23 protein-coding genes and 2 pseudogenes are annotated in these 22,721 nt (G+C 60.7%); 22 read left to right on the top strand and 3 right to left on the bottom strand.

Features of this window, described 5'->3' with window-relative positions; genetic code table 11:
• Positions 1-233: 233 nt before the first annotated feature.
• On the top strand, positions 234-1,484 hold the full coding sequence (gene ltrA, locus IPP03_11395) for a group II intron reverse transcriptase/maturase (GenBank protein MBL0353222.1): 1,251 nt from the start codon (positions 234-236) through the stop codon (positions 1,482-1,484).
• A gap of 89 nt (positions 1,485-1,573) precedes the next feature.
• Here ltrA and IPP03_11390 read toward each other — a convergent pair whose 3' ends face one another.
• Positions 1,574-2,251 (bottom strand): HNH endonuclease, encoded by a 678-nt coding sequence (locus IPP03_11390; protein ID MBL0353221.1) that lies wholly within the window; start codon positions 2,249-2,251, stop codon positions 1,574-1,576.
• Between the two features lie 119 nt (positions 2,252-2,370).
• Here IPP03_11390 and IPP03_11385 point away from each other — a divergent pair.
• A pseudogene (locus IPP03_11385) lies at positions 2,371-2,670 on the top strand (phage integrase N-terminal SAM-like domain-containing protein).
• A 117-nt stretch (positions 2,671-2,787) separates the two neighbouring features.
• A pseudogene (locus IPP03_11380) lies at positions 2,788-2,988 on the top strand (tyrosine-type recombinase/integrase).
• A gap of 407 nt (positions 2,989-3,395) precedes the next feature.
• On the opposite strand, the gene IPP03_11375 reads toward IPP03_11380, so the two are convergent.
• On the bottom strand, positions 3,396-4,790 hold the full coding sequence (locus IPP03_11375) for an IS1380 family transposase (GenBank protein ID MBL0353220.1): 1,395 nt from the start codon (positions 4,788-4,790) through the stop codon (positions 3,396-3,398).
• A gap of 179 nt (positions 4,791-4,969) precedes the next feature.
• Between IPP03_11375 and IPP03_11370 the strand changes: the two genes are divergently transcribed.
• Positions 4,970-7,246 (top strand): NADP-dependent malic enzyme, encoded by a 2,277-nt coding sequence (locus IPP03_11370; protein ID MBL0353219.1) that lies wholly within the window; start codon positions 4,970-4,972, stop codon positions 7,244-7,246.
• A gap of 60 nt (positions 7,247-7,306) precedes the next feature.
• On the opposite strand, the gene mpl is transcribed toward IPP03_11370, so the two are convergent.
• A complete protein-coding gene (gene mpl, locus IPP03_11365; GenBank protein MBL0353218.1) occupies positions 7,307-8,653 on the bottom strand; it encodes a UDP-N-acetylmuramate:L-alanyl-gamma-D-glutamyl-meso-diaminopimelate ligase in 1,347 nt (448 codons plus the stop codon).
• Positions 8,654-8,703: 50 nt separating this feature from the next.
• On the opposite strand from mpl, the gene IPP03_11360 reads away from it, so the two are divergent.
• From IPP03_11360 to IPP03_11275, 18 genes are all read left to right on the top strand, one after another.
• Entirely contained in the window at positions 8,704-9,294 is a 591-nt protein-coding gene (locus IPP03_11360) for a hypothetical protein (GenBank protein MBL0353217.1), read from the top strand.
• Between the two features lie 39 nt (positions 9,295-9,333).
• Positions 9,334-9,813: a type II 3-dehydroquinate dehydratase gene (gene aroQ, locus IPP03_11355; protein ID MBL0353216.1), complete on the top strand. Its 480-nt coding sequence runs from the start codon at positions 9,334-9,336 to the stop codon at positions 9,811-9,813.
• A gap of 54 nt (positions 9,814-9,867) precedes the next feature.
• Positions 9,868-10,320, top strand: coding sequence for an acetyl-CoA carboxylase biotin carboxyl carrier protein (locus tag IPP03_11350; GenBank protein ID MBL0353215.1), 453 nt, complete (start codon positions 9,868-9,870; stop codon positions 10,318-10,320).
• 7 nt (positions 10,321-10,327) lie between these two features.
• Positions 10,328-11,686, top strand: coding sequence for an acetyl-CoA carboxylase biotin carboxylase subunit (gene accC, locus IPP03_11345; GenBank protein ID MBL0353214.1), 1,359 nt, complete (start codon positions 10,328-10,330; stop codon positions 11,684-11,686).
• A 3-nt stretch (positions 11,687-11,689) separates the two neighbouring features.
• Positions 11,690-12,580 (top strand): 50S ribosomal protein L11 methyltransferase, encoded by an 891-nt coding sequence (gene prmA, locus IPP03_11340; protein ID MBL0353213.1) that lies wholly within the window; start codon positions 11,690-11,692, stop codon positions 12,578-12,580.
• The gene (locus IPP03_11335; GenBank protein MBL0353212.1) at positions 12,580-13,710 is read left to right on the top strand and encodes a zinc-ribbon domain-containing protein; all 1,131 of its coding nucleotides are present in this window, start codon (positions 12,580-12,582) and stop codon (positions 13,708-13,710) included. The genes prmA and IPP03_11335 overlap by 1 nt, the downstream gene beginning before the upstream one ends.
• Positions 13,707-14,642, top strand: a complete 936-nt coding sequence (locus IPP03_11330; GenBank protein MBL0353211.1) for a carbohydrate kinase family protein — start codon at positions 13,707-13,709, stop codon at positions 14,640-14,642. The genes IPP03_11335 and IPP03_11330 overlap by 4 nt, the downstream gene beginning before the upstream one ends.
• Before the next feature lie 223 nt (positions 14,643-14,865).
• On the top strand, positions 14,866-15,561 hold the full coding sequence (locus tag IPP03_11325; protein ID MBL0353210.1) for a 1-acyl-sn-glycerol-3-phosphate acyltransferase: 696 nt from the start codon (positions 14,866-14,868) through the stop codon (positions 15,559-15,561).
• Positions 15,562-15,692: 131 nt separating this feature from the next.
• Positions 15,693-15,875: a transposase gene (locus IPP03_11320; GenBank protein ID MBL0353209.1), complete on the top strand. Its 183-nt coding sequence runs from the start codon at positions 15,693-15,695 to the stop codon at positions 15,873-15,875.
• A gap of 557 nt (positions 15,876-16,432) precedes the next feature.
• Positions 16,433-16,573, top strand: a complete 141-nt coding sequence (locus IPP03_11315) for a hypothetical protein (GenBank protein MBL0353208.1) — start codon at positions 16,433-16,435, stop codon at positions 16,571-16,573.
• A 275-nt stretch (positions 16,574-16,848) separates the two neighbouring features.
• Positions 16,849-17,490, top strand: coding sequence for a glycoside hydrolase family 19 protein (locus IPP03_11310; GenBank protein MBL0353207.1), 642 nt, complete (start codon positions 16,849-16,851; stop codon positions 17,488-17,490).
• 127 nt (positions 17,491-17,617) lie between these two features.
• Positions 17,618-17,917: a hypothetical protein gene (locus tag IPP03_11305; GenBank protein MBL0353206.1), complete on the top strand. Its 300-nt coding sequence runs from the start codon at positions 17,618-17,620 to the stop codon at positions 17,915-17,917.
• 52 nt (positions 17,918-17,969) lie between these two features.
• A complete protein-coding gene (locus tag IPP03_11300; GenBank protein ID MBL0353205.1) occupies positions 17,970-18,338 on the top strand; it encodes a VOC family protein in 369 nt (122 codons plus the stop codon).
• A gap of 160 nt (positions 18,339-18,498) precedes the next feature.
• Positions 18,499-19,131, top strand: a complete 633-nt coding sequence (locus IPP03_11295; protein MBL0353204.1) for an alpha/beta hydrolase — start codon at positions 18,499-18,501, stop codon at positions 19,129-19,131.
• 1 nt (position 19,132) lies between these two features.
• Positions 19,133-19,546, top strand: coding sequence for a DUF2784 domain-containing protein (locus tag IPP03_11290; GenBank protein ID MBL0353203.1), 414 nt, complete (start codon positions 19,133-19,135; stop codon positions 19,544-19,546).
• A gap of 77 nt (positions 19,547-19,623) precedes the next feature.
• Positions 19,624-21,462, top strand: coding sequence for an SAM-dependent DNA methyltransferase (locus IPP03_11285; protein ID MBL0353202.1), 1,839 nt, complete (start codon positions 19,624-19,626; stop codon positions 21,460-21,462).
• The gene (locus IPP03_11280) at positions 21,459-22,472 is read left to right on the top strand and encodes a DUF1016 family protein (protein ID MBL0353201.1); all 1,014 of its coding nucleotides are present in this window, start codon (positions 21,459-21,461) and stop codon (positions 22,470-22,472) included. Before IPP03_11285 ends, IPP03_11280 begins: the two co-directional genes overlap by 4 nt.
• Complete coding sequence (locus tag IPP03_11275) at positions 22,469-22,720, top strand: hypothetical protein (protein MBL0353200.1); 252 nt, start codon at positions 22,469-22,471, stop codon at positions 22,718-22,720. Before IPP03_11280 ends, IPP03_11275 begins: the two co-directional genes overlap by 4 nt.
• Position 22,721 lies beyond the last annotated feature (1 nt).

Here is a 22,721-nt window from a genome sequence, read left to right as displayed (position 1 = left end):
CGTAACAGCGCAGCGGTCAGCAATGGCTGATGTGAAGCGGCAGAAGTCAGCAGAGATCATAGTAGTCGTGCAAGTTGTGGCGCGGCGAAGGATCGAACAACGAACCACAAGGAGCAGACGGAGCGATCTTGGCGTAGCCGAAGTATCCCCAGGCGGGGAAGGCGAGCCGGCGAACAACCCGAACCGAGCCTTGAAACAAGACGAGACGAAAAGCAGTGGAAACAACCGAGTTAATGGCAGCAGTACTCTCCAGCGGCAACCTGCGCACCGCGTGGGGGCGCGTGAAAGCCAACAAGGGGGCGCCGGGTATCGACGGCATCACCATCGAGGGCTTTCCCGCCTACCTGCGGGCGCACTGGGGAGACATCCGAAGCCAACTCGAAACCGGGCACTATCGCCCCAGTGCCGTCCGTCGGGTCGAAATACCCAAGGAGGACGGCAGCAAGCGGCTGCTGGGGATTCCGATCCTCATGGATCGGGTCATCCAGCAGGCTATCGCCCAAGTGCTCACGCCGATCTTCGATCCCCGCTTCTCGGGATCGAGCTTCGGCTTTCGACCGGGCCGCAATGCACACCAAGCGATCAGACAGGTACAACGGCATGTGAAGGACGGCTACGCCATGGCCGTGGATATTGACCTCGCCAAATTCTTCGACACGGTCAATCACGACGTGTTGATGAATATCCTCGGGCGAACGATCCGCGACAAGGCGTTGTTGAATCTGATCGGACGTTACCTGCGCGCCGGGGTGCTGGTCGGTGAGCACGTCGAGCCCAGCGACATCGGCACGCCCCAGGGTGGGCCGCTGTCGCCGCTCTTGGCCAACATTCTGCTCAACGAACTGGATCATGAACTCGAACGGCGTGGGCATCGTTTTGCGCGATACGCCGACGACATGGTGGTGCTGGTCAAAAGTCCGCGAGCAGGAAACCGAGTCATGCAAAGTTTGACGCAATATCTGGAAGGTCGTCTGAAGCTCAAAATCAACCCGGTCAAAAGCAAGGTGGCGAAGATAAGTGAATGCGGTTTTCTGGGCTTCACGATAGTTCGGGGCAAAATCCGCTGGCTGGAGAAAAAGCTGGCGGCGTTCAAGTACCGCGTGAAGGAACTCACCGGCAGGAGCTGGGGAGTATCAATGGAGTTCCGGCTGCGCAAGCTGGGACAGTACGTGCGGGGGTGGATGGGGTACTTTGGCATCAGCGAGTACTACCGACCGATCCCGGGACTGGACGAGTGGATCAGACGGCGCATCCGAATGGGCTATTGGAAACAATGGCGCTGGCCGCGCACGAAGATCAAGCACTTGCTGGCGTTGGGCGTGAGCCTGAAAACAGCGATCCAGCATGGCGTCAGCAGCAAGAGCTACTGGCACATGGCACGTACTCCGGCGATGCAACAAGCGTTGAGCAATGACTGGCTCAAGACCAAAGGGTTGCTGAGCATCAAGACGTTATGGTGCAAGGCGCAGGGTTATTCGTCTTAGTCGAGCGCGTCAACTCGTTGAACCGCCCACTGCGGACCCGCATGGTGGGTGGTGTGGGGAGGGCCGGTTAGAAGCCGGTCCTTACCCGATTAGCCGTCATGGTGCATTGAGAGATTGCTTTTGCCAATGTTGATGTCCTTCGCAAGAGTTTGAAGGTTTTCCATCACTGTCTCGCCGCCCTTGTCCCATGGGACGATGTGGTCAACCTCAAGAATTACGGTTGGGTCGGTAGCCGGTGAACGCCCTGTAATGCGGCACTTAAAGTTGTCTCGACGCATTACCAGAAAGCGAAGGCGGTAATTGATATTGCGTGGCGTTCGATGCCGAGTGGCGCGTCCGTTAAGTGAAGGCTCAGCGGCGTGAGCCTCGCCTTCGTTGGCCCAGGCCACGAATGCTTCAAGTCCTTTTCTCCACCCCCCAAAACGATTCTCGTAAGTGCCGCTGGAGAACCGCGAAGACTGCGACGTTAGATCGTTGTACTTGGGCTGCCGGCCGAGCCGTGTCCAGACTTCGGCGAGATTCTGGAACAGGTCGTCATTCGAGATATGCAGCGTACGCGACTTGGCGAGGCCGGCCCGCTCAAGCGCCTTGAGCCATGACCCAAAGCGACGCGCCAGCGAAGAGGCGTGGAATCTGCCGCGTTCATTGTATTGGTCGCTGGTTACGGTCGGCTTGGCCAGCTCTCTCGCGACGCGCTGTAGATCCGCGACGAACTCCTCGTCTGGCACGTTGCGGTGATGAGGCTCAAGTTCGAAGCGCGGTGCCATATAGTGACGGCTAACGTTAAGTATACGCCTTGGCAGGCGTATACTTAACCAGCCGAAGGTGTATAACGCGAACAAATTGTTTGCAACGCATTGAATATTTTTACTTTATTAAAATCATCATGCCAGATGCCACCCCTCAACCCCCACCGCCGCCAAAACTGCTCGACCAGGTGCGCGACCGCCTGCGCGCCAAGCATTACAGCATCCGCACCGAAACGCAATATTTTCAATGGATAAAACGCTTCATCCTCTTCCACGGCAAGCGCCACCCGCGCGAGATGGGGGCGGTCGAGGTTGAGGCTTTTCTGACGCATCTTGCGGTGGAGGGGAGGGTGGCGGCGGCGACGCAGAATCTGGCGTTGTCGGCTTTGCTGTTTCTTTACCGCGAGGTGTTGAATATCGATCTGCCCTGGCTCGACAAGGGAAGCGCTGATTTATTCCTAATCTGTCATTCCGGCGCAGGCCGGAATCCAGGAAAATCAACGAACTGGACCCCGGCTTTCGCCGGGGTGACGAATAAATCAGCGGTTCCCAAGGTCGTCCGTGCCAAGCAGCCGCAGCGTCTGCCGGTGGTGCTGACACGCCAGGAGGTGACGGCGATTCTCGATCGCATGAGCGGCGTGCACGGCCTGATGGCGCGTTTGCTTTACGGAACGGGCATGCGGTTGATGGAGTGCGTGCGGCTGCGGGTGAAGGACGTTGATTTCGAGCGGGCCGAGATCGTCGTGCGCGAAGGCATGGCCCGAGGCCACCCCGAGGCGGCGAAGGACAGAGCCCGTGAACGATATCGAATACTGGCATGACTCGCAGTTACCCAATGAAACCGCGCCGGTGTTCGATCACCACGTTCTTCCGGCTGAGCCACGAACCTTCAGGCTGACCTTCGCGCATCGTTTCTGACCCCGAAATTCATAACCCGGATGTTTCATAAACCCGCCGCGCGATGTCAATGTCGTGCCATTCCAGCCGTGATGCGAGTCAGCTTGCTGCGAATTTTGCTGCCAACCCGCCACGATCGGCCAAATACCCCAACTTTTGGGCATCACACCCTGCCGCCATCGATCCCTGGACAGAGCGCTGGCGAGACCTCACCTCCGCTCAAGCGGATTCGAGTCGGCAGCATGAGACGGCGTCGCCGAGTCGATCAGGCCGGCGCCGGCGGGCGCGGGACGAGGTAAAGCAACTCGGTCACCCGCGCCAGCACCCCCTTCATCGGACACGACGTAGGCAAGGACAGCTTGATCCGATCCTTGTACTGCACCACGCGCACCGCCAACTTAAAGAGTTTCAGGATAATCGACAGCGGTTGCGCCTTGGCCAGTTCCGTATGCACCAGCGTGTTCTCGCGCAAGCCGTGAATCAACCCATACGCCGCACACGAATAGAACAGCCGCAGGTGATTGGCGAGGAAGGCATGATCGGAGGTCCGGTCACTGGCCAAGTCGTTCTTCACCGCCTTGATGAAGTTCTCGTCCTGCCCTCGAGCACAGTACAGCTCTTTGTAAAGCACATCAGGCGTCGGGTCGGACAGCGAGGTCACCACGTACCGCGGGTTGTCACCCAAGGCCATCACCTCGGCCTTGACCACCACGCGGTAAGCCTTGGGCCACGAGCCCGCCTGATACTCGATATCGTCGTACAGTCGTGTCGCCGCAGGCTCGGCGTTCCCCAGGCGCTGGGCGTTGGCGCTGTGTGTCTGGTGCAGCGCACGGGCTTTCTTCAGCAGCGGCTCGGCCTTGGGCGAGAGCACCTGGTTGCCGGCCAGGCCGAAGAGAAAGTCCAGATGCGGATCGGACTCGCACAAGGTCATCAGTTCGGGATTCGCGAAGTGACCATCCCCGCGCAGCAGGATGTGGGTCTCGGGCCAGGCCTGGCGGAGCAGGTGCAGCACGCGCTTGATGATGACCGCATTCTCTTTACCGGTGGGACGCTTGCCCGGACGCAGGACGGCGGTGATCAGCTTCCCGGAGAGTCCTTCGAAGAGGAACAACGGCAGGTAGCAATGATTGCCGTAGTGGTGGTTGTAGAACGCCAGTTCCTGCTGCCCGTGAGTGGCATCCTCAGAGTGATCCATATCCAGCACGATCACGGCAGGCGCTTGGGCGTAGCTGGCGATGAAGGCGTCGACGAAGCTTTTGGCCAGGCGGTAAATGTCTTTGCGCGATACGCTGTTCTCGAGCCGGGAGAGCGTGGGGCCGGAGGCCAGGTCATTTCCCTCGCCCAGCGGGGCACGACCGACCGCCAGTTTGAACAGCGGATCGCGCCGCAGCGTGTTGGCGTCATTACCGTCGGCGTAGCCGCTGGCGGTCTGGAATATCCGCTGACGAAGCAGGTCGGCCAGCGGATGGTCAATGTACGAGGCGTGGCGTTTGTCGTGAATCGCGCTGACCAGGCGGGGAATCAGGCCGATTTGCAGGTCGATGCCACGCAACAGGAGTGCGCCAAAGTCGGAGGACATCGCCCCGCCGTCAAACTCTGCCCGGATCGTAAATCCGGCGCTGGCGGGAAAGCGAAGCTGGGTTGGGATAGAATTGTCCATGGGCGGTCTCGTTTAGGCTTCTTACGAAGCGTTATTGGCGTAACCCCAATTATATCAATGGGTTAAACGAGATTCGCCTGCTTTTATGAAAAATTCGGGATAATTACGTTTTGCCGCACAGGAAGCTTTCCGGTAATCTAAGAGGTTTCGCCCAATAGTCGAAACCCGGAGGATAGTTCGTGGAAAAAGATCTGCGCGAAGCCGCACTTGAATATCATCGCCTGCCGACTCCGGGCAAGATCTCGGTTTGTCCCACCAAGACACTGACCAACCAGCGCGATCTCGCGCTGGCCTACTCGCCGGGTGTCGCCGCTGCCTGCGACGCCATCGCCGCGGATCCTGCAACAGCGGCCGATTACACTTCGCGCGCCAACCTCGTCGGCGTGGTCACCAACGGCACCGCCGTCCTTGGCCTGGGCAATATCGGCCCGCTGGCGGCCAAGCCGGTGATGGAGGGCAAGGCCTGTCTGTTCAAGAAATTCGCCGGCATCGATGTCTTCGACATCGAACTGGCCGAGAACGATCCGGACCGCCTGATCGACATCATCGCCGCGATGGAGCCGACTCTGGGCGGTGTCAACCTGGAAGACATCAAGGCACCCGAGTGCTTCTATATCGAGGAGAAACTCAAGGAGCGGATGAACATTCCGGTCTTCCATGACGACCAGCACGGTACGGCGATCATTTCCGCCGCCGCCATGCTGAATGGCCTGAAGGTCGTTGGCAAGAAGATTGACGAGATCAAGGTCGTCTGTTCCGGCGCCGGTGCCGCCGCCATTTCCTGTCTCAACCTGTGGTGCAAACTCGGCGTCAGGCGCGAGAACATCACCGTTTGCGATTCCAAGGGGGTCGTCTTCGTCGGTCGCGAAGCCGCCATGGAGGCCACCAAGGCGCATTACGCCCGCGAAACCACCGAGCGCACGCTGGGCGATGCGATGGTTGGTGCTGACGTCTTCCTCGGCCTCTCGGCCCCCGGCGTGCTCAAGCAGGAGATGGTGGCCAGCATGGCCGAAAGGCCGATGGTCTTCGCGCTCGCCAACCCGACCCCGGAAATCATGCCGGAACTGGCGCGGGAGGTGCGTCCGGACGTCATCATCGCCACCGGCCGTTCCGACTATGTGAACCAGGTCAACAACGTTCTCTGCTTCCCCTTCATCTTCCGCGGCGCGCTCGATGTCGGCGCCACTCGCATCACCGAGGAAATGAAGATGGCCAGCGTCAAGGCCATCGCCGAACTCGCCGAAGCCGAGGTTACCGACGAGGTCGCCATGGCCTACCCCGGGCATGACCTGTCTTTCGGCCCGGAATATCTCATTCCCAAACCTTTCGACCCGCGCCTGATTGTCAGGATCGCACCCGCTGTCGCGCGGGCGGCCATCGCTTCCGGAGTCGCCACCCGCCCGATCACCGACTGGCATGCCTACACTGCCAAGCTCTCCGAGTTCGTTTATCACACTGGTGTCGGCATGCGCGCCATCTTTCAGGCTGCCCGTCAGGCCAAGGGAAAACGCATCATCTATGCCGAGGGCGAAGACGAGCGCGTGCTGCGTGCCGCCCAGGTCGTCGTCGAGGAAAGATTCGCCCGTCCCATCCTGATTGGCCGGCCTTCGGTCATCGAACATCGCCTGGAGAAAACCAACCTGCGCATCAGGCCGGGTGTCGATTTCGATATCGTTAATCCGGAATCCGATGAGCGCTATCGTGAATGCTGGACGGAGTATCACAAGCTTATGGTCCGCCACGGCATCACGCCGGCGCTGGCCAAGGAAGCCTTGCGCCGCAAGCCGACACTGATCGGCTCGATGCTGCTCAAACTCGGTTACGCCGACGGCCTGCTCTGTGGCATGACCGGCCAGTACAGCCATCACCTCGGCGTGATCAATCAGGTCATCGGCAAGCGCCAGGGTGTCCATACTCTGGCAGCGATGAATTACCTGATGCTGCCGGGGCGCTCGCTGTTCATCTGCGATACGCATATCAACGAAAACCCGAGTGCCGAGGAAATTGCCGAGATGACGCTGATGGCCGCTGACCAGGTCAGGCGCTTCGGTATCAATCCCAAGGTCGCTCTGCTCTCGCATTCAAATTTCGGTTCCGGTTCATCCGAAGCCGCGCGCAAGATGAGCCTTGCTGCCGCCCTGCTGCCCGCCATGTCATCCGATGAGCTCGAAATCGACGGCGAAATGCACGGCGACTCTGCCCTGTCGGAAGATATTCGTCGCCAAGCACACCCCGAATCCCCGCTCAAGGGCGAGGCCAACCTGTTGATCATGCCGAATATCGACGCCGCGAGCATTGCCTACAACCTACTGAAGATGACCGCCGGCGAGGGCGTGACCATTGGCCCCATTCTGCTCGGCGCAGCCCGTCCGGTTCATGTCCTGACCTCGACATCGACGGTTCGCCGCCTGGTCAATATGACCGCGTTGGCCGTGGTCGAATCGCTGGAGCGCTGATCCGCCGTTTGCGGATCCTGGCGGCGGCAGTCGCCTGCCGCCAGGATCGCCGCCGGATGTTCATCCGGCCAGCGCGGCGAGCAACTTGCCGTGAATGCCGCCGAACCCGCCGTTGCTCATCACCAGAACGTGGTCGCCGGCACGGGTTTGCGCGACAACCTTGCTTACCAGGCGATCGAGATCGTCGTCCACGACCGCCTTGACACCCATCGGCACCAGTACCTCGCGGGGATCCCATCCGAGGTTGGCGGCGTAACAGAAGACGGCATCGGATTCGGCCAGGCTCTCAGGTAGCTGGCTCTTCATGACGCCAAGCTTCATCGTGTTCGAGCGCGGCTCGAGCACGGCAATGATGCGGGCTCGCCCGACCTTGCGTCGCAGCCCGGCCACGGTCGTCGCGATAGCGGTGGGATGGTGGGCAAAATCGTCGTAGACCGTTACTTCGCGGACCGTTCCGCAAACTTCCATTCGACGTTTGACGTTCCCGAAACGGGAGAGCGCTTCCAGGCCCTTGTCCAGCGGCACCCCGGCATGGCGGGCGGCAAGCAGGGCTGCACAGGCGTTGGCAAGGTTATGCTCGCCCGAGAGCGGCCACTTGATGCGCCCGAGTTCGCCGTGCCGACCGCGCAGAACCAGCTCACCGCTGGTATCGTCGCCGCTGGCGTGAAAGCCGGAGGGGTCGTTGAAATGCTCGACCGGCGTCCAGCATCCGCGCTTCAGGACACGCTCAAGGCTGGCTTCACCAGCGTTGGCGACGATCAGCCCGTTGCTGGGCAGGGTTCGCACGAGATGGTGGAATTGTGTCTCGATAGCGTCAAGATCATCGAATATGTCTGCATGGTCGAACTCGAGATTGTTCAGGACAAGGGTTCGCGGCCGGTAATGCACGAACTTGGAGCGCTTGTCGCAGAACGCGGTATCGTATTCATCGGCCTCGATGACGAAGAAAGGCGTGCCGCCAAGACGTGCCGAGACGCCGAAATTCAGTGGAACCCCGCCGATCAGGAAGCCGGGTTGCAGACCGGCATCCTCGAGGATCCACGCGAGCATCGAGGCAGCGGTGGTTTTGCCGTGCGTGCCGGCGACACCAAGAACCCAACGACCCTGCAGTACATGTTCGGCTAGCCACTGCGGACCAGAAACATAGGGCAGGCCGTCGTCGAGAATGGCCTCGAGCAACGGATTGCCGCGTGAAACCGCGTTGCCGATGACGAAGATATCGGGTTGTATTGCGCGTTGACCGGTGTCGAAACCTTCGATCAGGTCGACGCCGGCGGCGCGCAGCTGATCGCTCATCGGCGGATAGACATTGGCGTCGCAGCCAGTGACCTTGTGCCCGGAAGCTGCCGCCAGTTGCGCGAGGCCGCCCATGAAGGTGCCGCAGATGCCCAGAATATGAATGTGCATGTCACATAGACCCGTTAGAATGGGGCGATTTTACCCTGATCGCTTTTCCCATGCCCCGTCATGAACGGTCCCGTTCGAGCAACGGCTCCCGTGCCACCATAGCCAGTGCCGCCGCCCGCCTGATGGCCGAGGACGGCATTGCCGACTATCATCACGCCAAACGCAAGGCCGCGCGCCAGTTGGGTCTGCCGGAGCATACCGCGTATCCGGACAATGCCGAGGTCGAGGCTGAACTGCGGGCTTACCGCAGTCTCTACCAGGAACAGTCGCATCCGGATCTGATTCGGGCCATGCGCTTGAGCGCGCTGCGCCTGCTTGAACTGCTTGCCGATTACTCGCCTTATCTTGCTGGTTCCGTCCTCGATGGAACGGCTGGCGAGCATTCTCATATCGACATTCTCCTCTTCGCCGACAGTGCCAAGGAAGTCGAGATCTTCTTGCTCAATCGCGGCATCGAATTCGAACATGCCACCCCGCGTAACGAGCGTGCCGAAGCGGTTCTGGTCATGGAAACCGATACCGCCGGGGCCAATCTGGTGATTTTCCCGCCGCAACTGGAGCGGGTGGCCATGAAGCAGCGTGACGGACGAACGCGTGAGCGCATCCGTGCCGATGCATTGCGCACCCTGATCGGTGAATAGAGTGGACAAATAGCCGCGATTTGCGGCAAACTTGCGCCTATGACGAAGCGAAAAGCCGAAACCGCGCCGGCTGAGAAGCCCCGCATCCTGGTAGTGCACGGCCCCAATCTGAACCTGCTTGGTACCCGCGAGCCTGATCATTACGGTCATGTGACGTTGGCGGATATAAATCTGGCGCTTGCGCGCCTGGCCGAAGGCGCCAGCGTCGATCTCGAGAGCTTCCAGAGCAACCATGAAGGAGCGTTGATCGAGCGCATTCACGCTGCGCGCGAGCAGGGAGTGCGCGCCATCATCATCAATCCCGCGGCGTACACGCATACCAGCGTCGCGCTGCGCGACGCGCTGGCGGCGGTGGCGATCCCGTTCATCGAAGTGCATCTTTCGAATGTCCATGCGCGCGAGCCCTTCCGACATCATTCCTATTTTTCCGACCTGGCTCTGGGAGTGATCTCCGGCCTCGGTCACGAGGGCTATCTTTTGGCACTCGAGTATCTGCTCAACCGAGTCAATATCGATTAACGCGGCAATCGCCGGACCTTGCGTCGGATCGACGCAACACAGAGGGGAGTCTCAATGGATCTGCGCAAACTGAAGAAACTTATCGATCTCGTCCAGGAGTCAGGCATTACCGAACTTGAGCTGACCGAAGGCGAGGAACGGGTGCGCATTGCCAAGAACTACGGCGCGCTTGCCGTCCCGATGCAGCAATATGCCGCTCCCCTTGCACTACTGGGCGCGGCGCCGGCCGCCGCTTCGGCAGTAAAGCTCGACGACGAGGATGATATTCCGGATGGGCACATCGTCAAGTCGCCGATGGTCGGCACTTTCTACCGGGCTCCTTCGCCGGGCGCCGAGGCCTTTGCCCAGATCGGCCAAGCCGTCAAGGAAGGCGATACGCTGTGTATCATCGAGGCGATGAAGCTTCTCAACGAGATCGAGGCTGATGCCTCAGGAGTAGTGAAGGCGATTCTGGTCGAGAACGGCGAACCGGTCGAGTTTGGCGCTCCGCTTTTCGTGATTGGCTGAACGAGCAATGTTCGGAAAAATTCTGATCGCCAACCGCGGCGAAATTGCCTTGCGCGTTCAGCGCGCTTGTCGCGAACTCGGCATCAAGACCGTCGTCGTCCATTCCGAGGCAGATCGCGAAGCCAAGTATGTCAAGCTGGGCGACGAGTCGGTCTGCATCGGTCCGGCGCAGTCGGCCCTGAGCTATTTGAACATTCCGGCCATCATCTCGGCGGCTGAAGTGACCGATTCCGAGGCCATCCATCCCGGCTACGGGTTCCTTTCGGAGAATGCCGATTTTGCCGAGCGTGTCGAATCGTCAGGCTTCGTCTTCATCGGACCGCGCGCCGAAACCATACGCCTGATGGGGGACAAGGTGTCCGCCAAGGACGCGATGAAGGCTGCCGGCGTTCCCTGCGTGTCTGGTTCAGATGGCGCGTTGCCGGAAGATCCCAGGGAAATCGTGCAGATAGCCCGGCTGGTCGGCTATCCGGTGATCATCAAGGCGTCCGGTGGTGGTGGCGGGCGCGGCATGCGCGTGGTTCATACGGAAGCGGCGCTGATCAGCGCCGTGCAGATGACACGCACCGAGGCGCAGGCTGCATTCGGCAACTCGATGGTGTATATGGAGAAATATCTGGAGAATCCGCGTCACGTGGAAATCCAGATTCTCGCCGACCAGTTTCGTAATGTCATCTATCTCGGCGAGCGTGACTGCTCAATGCAGCGCCGCCACCAGAAGGTGATTGAGGAAGCTCCAGCGCCGCACATCCCGGCCCGACTGATCAGCCGCATCGGCGAACGCTGTGCCGACGCCTGCCGCAAGATTGGTTACCGCGGCGTGGGCACCTTTGAATTCCTCTACGAAAACGGCGAGTTCTTCTTCATCGAGATGAACACCCGTGTTCAGGTCGAACATCCGGTGACCGAGGCGATCACCGGCATCGATATTGTCCAGGAGCAGATCCGTGTCGCAGCGGGAGAGAAGCTGCGCTACCGGCAGAAGGACGTCACGTTCCGCGGTCACGCCATTGAATGCCGCATCAACGCCGAAGATCCCTTCACGTTCGTCCCCTGTCCTGGCAAGATCACTTTCTATCATCCGCCCGGCGGACCGGGAATCCGTGTCGATTCGCACATCTATCAGGGCTATACCGTGCCCTCGCACTACGACTCGATGGTCGGCAAGGTGATCGCCTACGGTGACACGCGGGGGCAGGCGATTCGCCGTATGCGCATCGCGCTGTCCGAAATGGGCATCGAGGGCATCAAGACCAACATTCCGCTCCATCAGGAATTGATGCACGACGCGCGCTTCGTCGAGGGCGGCACAAGCATTCACTACCTTGAGAAGAAACTCGCCGAAAAGGGCGAAGTCAAGAAATAGGCGATGGCCTGGCAGAGCGTCAGTTTCCTGACCGATGCATCACATGCCGAACCGGTGTGTGATGCCCTTCTGGATGTCGGGGCGCTCTCTGCCAGCGTCGAGGATGCCGACGCCGGAACACCGGACGAACAACCACAGTTCGGCGAGCCGGGTTCGATCGTCGCGTCTGGCTGGAACCGTTCCCGTGTCATTGCCCTGCTCGAACCCGATGTCGATGTCGGCGCCCTGCTGGCACGAGCGAGCGCCACTGCTGGTCTGACTACGGTGCCGGCATGGACCGTCGAGGAAGTCGCCGAGCAGAACTGGGTCCGGCTGACCCAGTCGCAGTTCGATCCCATCCGCGTGTCGGAGCGCTTGTGGATCGTTCCCTCCTGGCACGCGGCGCCGGACCCAGCCGCGGTCAACCTGGTTCTCGACCCCGGAATGGCCTTCGGCACCGGATCGCATCCGACCACCCGTCTTTGTCTCGAATGGCTCGAACGCAATGTTCACGCCGGCTGTTCGGTTCTCGATTATGGATGCGGCTCAGGCATTCTGGCGATTGCGGCGGCCCGTCTCGGGGCTGCCAGCGTGGTTGGTGTCGACATCGACCCGCTGGCGGTTGAAGCGGCCCGGGCCAATGCGCAACGAAACGGCGTGAACGCGACGTTTCACGACTCGGCGCAGCCGGTTGCCGGCGCGTATGATCTCGTCGTGGCCAATATCTTGTCTAATCCATTACGCGTCCTAGCCCCGGCCATCTGCGCCCATGTCCGCGGAGGTGGTCGCCTGGCTCTGTCCGGCATCCTGCGCGAGCAGGCGGACGAAATCATGGCGATTTACGGGCAGTGGCTACCGATGCGGATTGCCGATTTTCGCGAAGACTGGGTATGCCTGACCGGTACCAAGTCCTGATGCGTACTCGTTGCCCCACCTGCAACACAGTCTTCCGGGTCACTTCCGATCAGTTGCGGGCCAAGGCCGGGAAGGTCAAATGCGGCTTTTGCCAGTGCATCTTCAACGCTTTCCAGGAGTTGATCGACGACCCGCCGAAGACACCGCCTGCTGTCGTGGCGGCGGCCGACGTCATGGACGCGCGAGGACCTGGCCCCGAGCCAAAAGCGGTGACCGCGCTCGCCAGCGAGCCCGCTACGCTCCCTGAGCCGGTCGCAGGCGAAGTCCAGCCTGAGATCGGAGCCGAAGCCGAAGCCGACAGCGCAGCAGATCCGGCAAAGGGGTTAATGGAGGAAACCGCTGCGTCAGAGGACGACGACGGCCATGCGGAACCGGCGGGCGCCGAGGTTGCGGCCGAAGAGACCGCATCCGACGTCTGCGTTGAGCCGGATCCGGAAGCGGCTGACCGCGATCTGGACAGCGCTGCGGAAATTGCCGCGATTCCCGGGTCGACCGCGACAGAGGCGGAACAGGAAGCGGAAGGGGTTCGTGCGGAGACCATCGAGGAAGCCACTCGGGCCGCGCGCGGGGCCGGCCCGGTCGCCGCTGGTGAGCTGGCTGAAGCGCCCGCCTACAATCGCTGGACGGCCGGCGCACTCGATGGTGCTGCTGTGCACCCGCGCGCTACCTGGCCGTTCGTTGTTGCCCTGCTGCTGCTGCTTGCCGCTCTGGCGTTCCAGCTTGCCTATTACTACCGCAGCGATCTGGTGCGGCATGTTCCCGTCGCTGGGGAATTGTTCGCAGCGCTGGGGATTGCCGTGCCGCTCCCGACCCGCAGTGAACTGGTCAGCATCGAAGCTTCCGATCTGCAGTCGGACAACGTTCGCGGGCTGTTCGTCCTGCAGGCGACGCTGCGCAATCAGGCTGCCTATGCCCAAGCCTGGCCGGCGCTCGAGCTGACACTGACCGATGCGAGCGATGTGGTAGTCGCGCGGCGCGTCCTGTCTGCCGCCGACTATCTGGCGCCCGGCAAAGATCTGACCTCCTTCCCCGCCGACGCGGAAGTTCCCGTTCGTCTCTGGATCGACGCCAAGGGGCTGGGCGCCGCCGGCTACAAGCTTTATATCTTCTACCCCCGAGCCCTGCCATGACCACCCTGATCTGCGGTTCCCTCGCCTTTGACAACATCATGGTCTTTCCCGACCGCTTCAAGAACCACATCCTGCCCGAGCAGATCCACATCCTGAACGTCTCCTTCATGGTTCCCGAGATGCGCCGCGAATACGGCGGCTGCGCCGGCAATATCGCCTACAACCTGATGCTGCTTGGCGGCGAGCCGCTGATCATGGCGACGGTCGGTGATGATGCCGGGGCCTACCTCGAACGGCTGGATCGTCTCGCCCTCCCGCGGACGCATGTGCGCCATTTTCCCGGCAGCTTCACTGCCCAGGCATTCATCACGACCGATCTCGACGACAACCAGATCACGGCTTTCCACCCGGGGGCCATGAGCTTCTCGCACCTGAACAAGGTCGCCTCCGCACATACGGCGCGCCTCGGGATCGTCGCACCGGACGGGCGCGAAGGAATGACGCAACACGCCCGCGACTTTGCGGCGGCGGGCGTGCCGTTCGTCTTCGATCCGGGACAAGGGATACCGATGTTCAGCGGCGACGAACTTCTAGATTTCATGCGGCTGGCGAATTACGCCTGCTTCAACGATTATGAGGCGAAGCTGCTGAGCGATCGCACCGGGCACAGCCTGGAGCAACTGGCCGGGGAAGTCGATGCCCTGATCGTCACGCGCGGTGGCGAGGGTTCCGAAATCCTTGCCGGCGGCCAGCGCTATGAGATTCCCTGTGTCGAGGCCGACCGGATCGTCGATCCGACCGGTTGCGGCGATGCCTATCGCGCCGGTCTGCTCTACGGCATCGCCAACGGTTTCGACTGGGTGAGTACCGGCCGACTGGCTGCCGTGATGGGAGCGATCAAGATCGCCTATCGCGGTGGTCAGAACCACCAGCCCAGCCGCGAGGAGATCGGCGAACGCCACCAGCGGGCATTCGGTATGTCACCCTGGTAATCAGGTACAGGAAATTGCTATCATCCTCCGGCAGCATGAGGGTAACGCGATTGCTCAAAGCTTGTTTCGCGGCCTTTGGCGGCAGGCTGGGCAAGCCCTTCCTGGCTGTCATCCCTGAGGCGGGACGGCCAGGCTGAGACACCAGACATCTTCCAGTGCCGCCAGATTGAGCGAAGCCCCCCCCCTGCTACGCGCCTTCCGGCTGTTTCGTCTTGCGCTGGCGATGATCTGGGCCTTCGTTGTCGCTCTTTGTCTTTTTCCGATCTGCCGCAACGCTACCCGCCAGCGCCTGAAAGCCGGCGCCGCCCGCCGTGTCGTCAATTCGCTTGGTGTCAGGCTCGATCCGGATCTGACCGAAGCCGTTCCAGGCGCTCTCATCGTCGCCAACCATATCTCGTGGATCGATATCTTCATCATCAATGCGGTTCTGCCGGCGGCCTTCGTTTCGAAGGAAGAGGTTCGCCACTGGCCGTTGGTCGGCCTGCTAGCGGCGCGTAGCGAAACCGTGTTCCTGCGTCGCGGTAGCCGCGGACACGCCCGCATCATCAACCAGCAGGTAGCCGACATCCTGGCCAACGGCAATTACGTCGCTGTTTTTCCCGAGGGAACGACGACCGACGGCACCCATCTGCTCCATTTTCATGCCGCGTTGATCCAGCCCGCGCTCGCCGCCAGCCGGCCGGTTCTGCCGGTGGCGATTTCGTACTGGGAGGCGGACGGAAGCCGCAGTCTTGCCCCGGGCTACGTGGGTGACATCTCGCTGGCGCAATGCCTGGGCGCAATTATCGGGCGCAAGAGCCTGGTCGCCCGTGTTGTAGCCTGCCCGGCGCTGGGTGTGCACGGCGAGAATCGCCGCCAGGTGGCGGCGCTGGCGCGCGAGGCGATCTGCGCAGGCGCCAAGCTTCCTCGCTCGGAATGACGGAGGCGCTGGCGTCTGTTCTTGACAATTAAAGTCGAAAACTTAGAGCCTATCCGCAAATAGTGTTTAATCACATCCCATGCGCGGGGATCGCGTGCGGAGCGATGATGTCAAGAGCCAAATCATGGGAAGTGACCGACGAATTCTGGAAACGTGTTGAGCCACTGATGCCGATCCGCCAGCGACTGGCGGATCGGAGCTACGCCCGTAAGGCTGGCGGTGGGCGCAAGCCCAAAGAACCCAGACTGGTCTTCGAGGCGATTGTTTATGTGTTGCGCACAGGTTGCCAGTGGAAGGCGCTCCCGGCTAACTGAGGATTTTAGGATCACCAGCAGAATCTCAAGTCGTTTGCCCGAGCGTGATCGCGAAGCGCTAAAGCCAAGACCAAGCCGCTCGTTCTTGAGATCACGAAAGGATTCCTCAATGGTTATTCGTCGGGAGCACTGGTCAATAATTGTCTCTGGACTCGCTTTTGGAAATACTGGAGAACAACCGCGCCCGCTGCGGCGCCGCCTGCGGGCCGCTGGTGCGCCAGGCTTGTCGGCGTGGCTTCCGCTGCTGCCTTGCTCGGCGCGCTCGGGATCTTCGCTCTCACCCACCCAGGGATACCTCCCGCGCCTCGAGCCGCGTCCCTTGCGGAAGTTCCGGGAACGCGGCAGCCTTCCGTGCCGTCCGCCGCCAAGGGCAAACACGCCGGATCCGGGGCGCCAATGAGGCGCATGGGGGCGAGGGCAGCCGAAATCCGCATCAACAGATGCTGCGGCGCCGCTGACCGGCGGGGCGTCGGCGACGCTGCTGTTCCAGATCACGCCGCCCGACGAGGCTGCTATCGCTTTCATCGACGGCCGGAAGGTCGGGGGCCTCACCGGCATTGACCGCGTACAGGGTCACGCCGGGAAAGTACAAGGTCGAGATCTACGGCAACAGCATGCCCATGGTCTATCACTTCTGGGTCAATCTCAAGCCCGGTGCAAAGAAGAAGATCTGGGTGCGGTTTGCCGACGAATCCTGAACGGAGAGGCGCGAACCCGGCGACGAACTCCGGCGCGGGCGCGCTGATACCAACTCCGGCTTGAGGACGGCAACCCCGCCGATCTGGTCAACTCCAGGTAATGAGAATATATTCTGCGTCAGATCGAGCGTGACGGTGACAACGCGCACGGGCTTCATCTTTCGTGTACATGATCAGGCCCGGAAACTCGGTTACGATTGCGACGGTTGCCAGCGGTTTTCCGTTATCCATACAGCGCGTACGACCAGACATTCATTTCGTGAGGAGCAATAGCCATGACCATCCCTGTTACCCTTGTCCAGGTTCTGCATCTCTCGCCCAATGCACGATCGAGCTATCGCGACGCCTTCCAGAACGGCCAGTCCGTTTTCGATCGCTATGGGATTTCGCAAACGCCGCTGCGCGTGGCCCATTTCATGGCCCAGATACTGCACGAGTCGGGCGGACTCGCCATCCAGTTCGAGAACCTCAACTACAGCGCAGGGCGTCTGCCGAAAGTCTGGCCATCGCGCTTCAAGCCTAGTGGCCCTCTTGATCCTTCTATTTATGCCGGTAACCCGCAGAAGCTCGCCAATGAGGTCTATGGCGGACGCATGGGCAATACGGCCCCCAATGATGGCTACACGTATCGCGGACGTGGCCTGATGCAACTCACCGGCAAGGCAAGCTACCAGGAGGCGACTGCCATCCTGCGCAAGGACAACCCCGCCGCCCCTGACTTGGTAGCCGCGCCCGACGAGGTCATCGGCGCGGAATGGTGCCTGGCGATTGCGGCAGCCGAGTGGGCTGCAAAGGGGTGCAATGTCCTGGCCGACCAGGATGACATAAGAAGAATCACACGCGCCATCAACGGCGGACTGATCGGCCTTGCCGAGCGGATGGAGTGGGCGAGGCGTACCAAGGCCGTATGGCTGTAGCTCCGTCTGTCGTAATCTTGACGGGTGGGCGAGGTTGGTGGGTGATGGATCGTTCATGTCGATCGGGAAGATAGTGATGTCGGGATTGGCTTTGAAGATTACGGCATGCGCGGCATGCGTGGCCCTGATGTTGCTGGGCAGTCTGGCGCATGCCGCGCCGCCACATCGATGTGCCAGCGCCGCCACGGAACAGGCCGCAAAGCTGCTCGCGTTCCACTTTGGGCCGGATGACCGCATCGAAGTGGACAAATCCGTTATGGAACTGGCTCCGATCCGCAATCCGGCAAACAGGAAACAACTACTCGATGTGCTGCAGGTGTGGGGCCACATTTACAAGGGACAGTACCGGATGCGCTTCATCTATGCGCGAATGTCGGGCGAGTGCCTGTTGATGGGCCAGGAAATCCTGGAATACGCGGACTTGTGATCCTCCTGGCTCCAGGCCAGGGTTCAATCGCTGCGATGACGAAAGGAATGGCATGAACAATCCTGTTGGCTGGTTTGAAATCTACGTCGCCGACATGGCGCGCGCCAAGGCATTCTACGAGGCGGTTTTCGGCGTTGAGCTTGCCGAACTCGAGAGTCCGGGAATTGAGATGTGGGCATTCCCCATGCTGCCGGAAAAGCCTGGCGCATCCGGTGCGTTGGTCAGGATGCCCGGCTTTCCCATGGGCGGCAATAACATCCTGATCTACTTCAGTTGCGCGGACTGTGCGGTCGAGGCTGCGAAGGCGGCCGAGTCCGGCGGCAAGGTCCAGAAGGAAAAAATGTCCATCGGCCAGTACGGGTTCATCGCGCTGGTCAGCGACACCGAAGGCAACATGATCGGCCTGCATTCGATGCAGTGACTGCTTGTCGATTGTCGGCGCCGTCTTGCATTTTCCTGGCGGGCCAAGGGCGCTTCCCGATGTCGATTTCTGATTGAACCTTGTTGTTCCGAATGGTTAACGGCACGATGCCGCATGAGGCACCTTCTCCTGCGGTGCCGTCAGGCCACGGGAGGAGGTCATGCAGGCGTTGTTCGTTCACGGAATGGGGCGCTCGCCGCTGTCGGGGCTGCCGCTGCTCCTGCAACTCAGGCGCGGAGGTTTGCTGACCAGCACCTTCGGGTACTCGGTGGCGCTGGAAGTCTTTCCTGAAATCACGGAGCGGCTTGTCGCCCGAATCTCGGAACTGGCGGAAAAGGGGAGTTATGTAGTCGTCGGGCATTCGCTCGGCGGTGTCCTGCTCAGGGCAGCCTTGAGTTCCCTGCCACAGGCGGTCCGGCGGCCCCGGCACCTGTTTCTGCTGGGTTCTCCCGTGCAGCCATCGCGTATCGCACAAAAGCTTGGTAGCAATCCCGTCTACCGCGGGCTTGCCGGCGATTGCGGCCAGTTACTCGGGTCGACCGCCAGAATGGAGGAAATTGGCCCGATGGTGGTGCCGACAACCGCCATTGTCGGCCGGCGCGGTCCACCCTGGCCGGCCAAGGTATTCGCCGGGGAAGCGAACGATGGCGTGGTGTCGGTCTCGGAAGCGAGCGCCGAATGGATCCCTGATCAGGTTCTGGTCGACTGCGTTCATACGCTTCTGCCTTCGAGCAGGCATGTCGGCGAGATCATCCTGGAACGGCTCGCTCAGGGTGCCGCGCAGGCTGACTGAGATGCCGCCCCACCAGCTTCTTGCGGATGCCGTGCTGATTGCGCACTTCGGCATCGTTGTGTTCGTCGTCGCAGGCCTCGCGTTCGTCATCGTCGGGAACATTCTCTCCTGGCGTTGGGTGAATGGGCTCTGGCTCCGCCTTGCACATCTCGTGGCAATCGCGTTTGTCGTCGGCGAGTCATGGTTCGGTCTCACCTGCCCGCTGACCACCCTCGAGTCGTGGCTGCGCATGCAAGCGGGGGCGGCGGCCTACAGGCGGACATTTGTCGAATACTGGGTGCAGCGCGTGCTCTTCCACGAAGCGCCGCCCTGGGTGTTTACCAGCATGTACACGCTATTCGGATTGCTGGTCGTACTGGCCTGGCGGTACTTTCCGCCCAGGCTTGGCAAGCCCCGGAATGGAAACGGGGTATAAGTCCCGAGCCGGAGCCCCGGATACCGGACAATGGTTTTCAGTGGCTGTATAACCATGACAGAGAACAGAAAAACGACATGAACCACCAAGCCCTCTCCTCTTTCATCTGGTCGGTCGCCGACCTGCTGCGCGGCGACTACAAGCAATCCGAGTACGGCAAGGTTATCCTGCCGTTCACTATCCTGCGCCGCCTGGATTGCGTCCTGGAGAGCAGCAAAGCGGCTGTCCTCGCCGAGTTCGCGGCCAAGACCGCTGCCGGCCTCAACCCCGACCCCTTCCTGCTGCGTAAAGCGAGCCAGAGCTTCTACAACACCTCGCCGCTTGACCTGATCAAGCTGCTCGGCGACCAGGACCACATCCGGGAAAATCTCTACGCCTACATCCAGGGCTTCTCGCCTGCTGCCCGTGATATCTTCGAACGCTTCGACTTCTACACCCAGGTCGAACGCCTGGCCAAGGCAGGCCTGCTCTATCTGGTCACCGAGAAGTTCGCCAATATCGACCTGCATCCGAGCACCGTCGACAACACCCGGATGGGGCTGGTCTTCGAGGAACTGATTCGCAAGTTCGCCGAAATCTCGAATGAAACCGCTGGAGAGCATTTCACCCCGCGTGAATTCATCCGTCTGATGGTCAATCTGCTGTTCATCGAGGACGACGACGTGCTGACCCCCGGCAATGCCGTCGTGCGCACCATCTATGACCCGACTGCCGGCACCGGCGGCATGTTGTCGGTAGCTGGCGAACATCTGCTCGAACACAACCCGGCAGCCCGCCTGACCATGTTCGGCCAGGAACTAAACGACGAGTCCTACGCCATCTGCAAAGCTGACATGCTCATCAAGGGCCAGGACGTCGGCAACATCGTGGTTGGCAACACGCTCTCCGAAGACGGCCACGGCCAGCGCAAGTTCGACTACATGCTGTCCAATCCGCCATTCGGTGTCGAATGGAAGAAGGTCGAGAAGGAAGTGCGCAAGGAAGCTGCCGACAAGGGCTTCGATGGTCGCTTCGGGCCTGGCCTGCCCCGGGTTTCCGATGGTTCCATGCTCTTCCTGCTGCATCTCATCAGCAAGATGCGCCCGGCCGTCGATGGCGGCAGCCGTATCGGCATCGTCCTCAACGGTTCGCCGCTGTTCACCGGTGGCGCTGGCAGCGGGGAAAGCGAAATCCGCCGCTATGTGCTGGAAAACGACCTGGTCGAAGCCATCATTGGCCTGCCGACCGACATGTTCTACAACACCGGCATCAGCACCTACGTCTGGATACTCTCCAACAAGAAGCCGGAAGACCGCAAGGGCTGGGTTCAGCTCATTGACGCCAGCAGCTTCTGGCAGAAAATGCGCAAAAGTCTGGGCAGCAAGCGCAAGGAATTGTCGGAGGAACACATCGCCGACATCACCCGCCTGTTCGGTGACTTCGCAGAGGCCGAGCTGGCCACGGTAGTGGATGCCACCGGCAAGGAAATCGGCCGAAAATTGCTGTTGACCGCAGCAGTCCATCCCACGGCGCCCGCAGGCGGCAAGGTCAAGGTGGTGCCGATTTCGCGCATTTTCAAGAATGAGGAATTCGGCTACACCACCCTCACCGTCGAGCGCCCGCTACGCGATGCCGCAGGCGATGTCGTCGTCGGCGAAAAGGGCAAGCAGAAGGGCAAACCGCAAGCCGACAGCGCCCTGCGTGATACCGAAAACGTGCCGCTGGCCGATGACATCGCCGCCTACTTCAAGCGCGAAGTATTGCCACACGCCCCGGATGCCTGGATAGACCACGAGAAATCCAGGGTCGGCTATGAAATTCCATTCAACCGGCATTTCTACGTCTTCGAGCCACCGCGCAGCTTGCATGAGATTGATGAAGAACTGAAAGGTGTGACAGCCAACATCATGCGCATGCTGGAAGGGCTGGCCGAATGAACTCGCTGCCTGTGCCACCCACCGACTTCAATGAAATCGTCAGCCTCATTGCCACCGCCAAACAGCGAGCAGTGCAGGCGGTCAATACCACGCTTATCGACTTGTACTGGCAGGTGGGTGAAATCATCAGCCACAAGATTGCCGCGGCCGAATGGGGCGATGGCGTCGTCAATCAACTGGCAGCGCACCTGGCCCGCACGCAACCCGGCCTACGCGGCGTTACCCGCCCCAACCTGTTCCGCATGCGCCAGTTTTACGAGGCTTACCGGGATGATGAAAAAGTCTCGGCACTGCTGAGACAATTGCCCTGGACGCACAACCTCATCATCCTCAGCCAGAGCAAGCGCCCGGAAGAGCGCGAGTTTTACCTGCGCACCGCCATCCGCGAGCAATGGAGCAGCCGCGAACTGGAACGACAGTTCAAGGGTGCACTGTTTGAGCAAAGCGTCCTCAGCCCGGCAAAAGTCTCGGCAGTGCTGAGACAAACCCACCCCGATGCGCTCGGCGTCTTCAAGGACAGCTATCTGGTCGAATTCCTCGACCTGCCAGCCGGCCATGCCGAAAGCGACCTGCATCGCAGTCTGCTGCATCGGCTCAAGGACTTCCTCATCGAACTCGGGCGGGACTTCTGTTTCGTTGGCTCCGAATACCCGCTGCAAGTCGGCAAGCGCGACTTCGCCCTCGACCTGCTGTTCTTCCATCGTGGCCTCAACTGCCTGGTCGCCATCGAACTCAAGGTCGGCCGCTTTGAACCGGAATATTTGGGCAAGCTCGGCTTCTACCTCGAAGGGCTCGACCGCGACGTGAAAAAGCCCCACGAAAACCCGGCCATCGGCGTCCTGCTCTGCGCCAGCAAGGATGATGAAGTCGTCGAATACGCACTCAGCCGCAGCCTGTCGCCGGCGCTGATTGCCGAATACCAGACCCAGTTACCGGACAAGCAACTATTGCAGGCCAAACTGCATGAGTTTTATCAGTTGAATGCGGTCGACCGGGAGGACGGCGCATGAGCTTGCCGAGGTATGCAGAGTACAAGGAAAGTGGGATTGAATGGCTGGGCGAGGTGCCGGAGCATTGGGCTGTCCAGCCCTTTCTTGGCATTGCATCGGAGCGGAATGAATCCAACACCGGAATGCTTGAGGACAACCTGCTTTCGTTAAGTTACGGGCGCATTGTTCGCAAAAACATCGAATCCAACGATGGCCTTCTGCAGTCAAGTCCAAAATCTGCTGTAAATACTCTTCGATCCGATGAATGAC

The organism is Candidatus Dechloromonas phosphoritropha (assembly GCA_016722705.1).
Classification (GTDB): Bacteria; Pseudomonadota; Gammaproteobacteria; order Burkholderiales; family Rhodocyclaceae; genus Azonexus; species Azonexus phosphoritrophus.
The sequence above is the reverse complement of the archived record's forward strand: the minus strand, read 5'-3'. Positions and strand labels throughout refer to the sequence as shown.

Bases quoted from the DNA above. Each gene is read 5' to 3' on its own strand.
- mpl (MBL0353218.1), bottom strand. From the start codon at position 8,653: ATGCACATTCATATTCTGGGCATCTGCGGCACCTTCATGGGCGGCCTC.
- prmA (MBL0353213.1), top strand. From the start codon at position 11,690: ATGGCCTGGCAGAGCGTCAGTTTCCTGACCGATGCATCACATGCCGAA.
- ltrA (MBL0353222.1), top strand. From the start codon at position 234: ATGGCAGCAGTACTCTCCAGCGGCAACCTGCGCACCGCGTGGGGGCGC.
- IPP03_11285 (MBL0353202.1), top strand. From the start codon at position 19,624: ATGAACCACCAAGCCCTCTCCTCTTTCATCTGGTCGGTCGCCGACCTG.
- IPP03_11390 (MBL0353221.1), bottom strand. From the start codon at position 2,251: ATGGCACCGCGCTTCGAACTTGAGCCTCATCACCGCAACGTGCCAGAC.
- IPP03_11360 (MBL0353217.1), top strand. From the start codon at position 8,704: ATGCCCCGTCATGAACGGTCCCGTTCGAGCAACGGCTCCCGTGCCACC.
- IPP03_11350 (MBL0353215.1), top strand. From the start codon at position 9,868: ATGGATCTGCGCAAACTGAAGAAACTTATCGATCTCGTCCAGGAGTCA.
- IPP03_11290 (MBL0353203.1), top strand. From the start codon at position 19,133: ATGCCGCCCCACCAGCTTCTTGCGGATGCCGTGCTGATTGCGCACTTC.
- IPP03_11305 (MBL0353206.1), top strand. From the start codon at position 17,618: ATGTTGCTGGGCAGTCTGGCGCATGCCGCGCCGCCACATCGATGTGCC.
- accC (MBL0353214.1), top strand. From the start codon at position 10,328: ATGTTCGGAAAAATTCTGATCGCCAACCGCGGCGAAATTGCCTTGCGC.
- IPP03_11375 (MBL0353220.1), bottom strand. From the start codon at position 4,790: ATGGACAATTCTATCCCAACCCAGCTTCGCTTTCCCGCCAGCGCCGGA.
- IPP03_11335 (MBL0353212.1), top strand. From the start codon at position 12,580: ATGCGTACTCGTTGCCCCACCTGCAACACAGTCTTCCGGGTCACTTCC.
- IPP03_11330 (MBL0353211.1), top strand. From the start codon at position 13,707: ATGACCACCCTGATCTGCGGTTCCCTCGCCTTTGACAACATCATGGTC.
- IPP03_11295 (MBL0353204.1), top strand. From the start codon at position 18,499: ATGCAGGCGTTGTTCGTTCACGGAATGGGGCGCTCGCCGCTGTCGGGG.
- IPP03_11325 (MBL0353210.1), top strand. From the start codon at position 14,866: ATGATCTGGGCCTTCGTTGTCGCTCTTTGTCTTTTTCCGATCTGCCGC.
- IPP03_11300 (MBL0353205.1), top strand. From the start codon at position 17,970: ATGAACAATCCTGTTGGCTGGTTTGAAATCTACGTCGCCGACATGGCG.
- IPP03_11310 (MBL0353207.1), top strand. From the start codon at position 16,849: ATGACCATCCCTGTTACCCTTGTCCAGGTTCTGCATCTCTCGCCCAAT.
- IPP03_11275 (MBL0353200.1), top strand. From the start codon at position 22,469: ATGAGCTTGCCGAGGTATGCAGAGTACAAGGAAAGTGGGATTGAATGG.
- IPP03_11280 (MBL0353201.1), top strand. From the start codon at position 21,459: ATGAACTCGCTGCCTGTGCCACCCACCGACTTCAATGAAATCGTCAGC.
- aroQ (MBL0353216.1), top strand. From the start codon at position 9,334: ATGACGAAGCGAAAAGCCGAAACCGCGCCGGCTGAGAAGCCCCGCATC.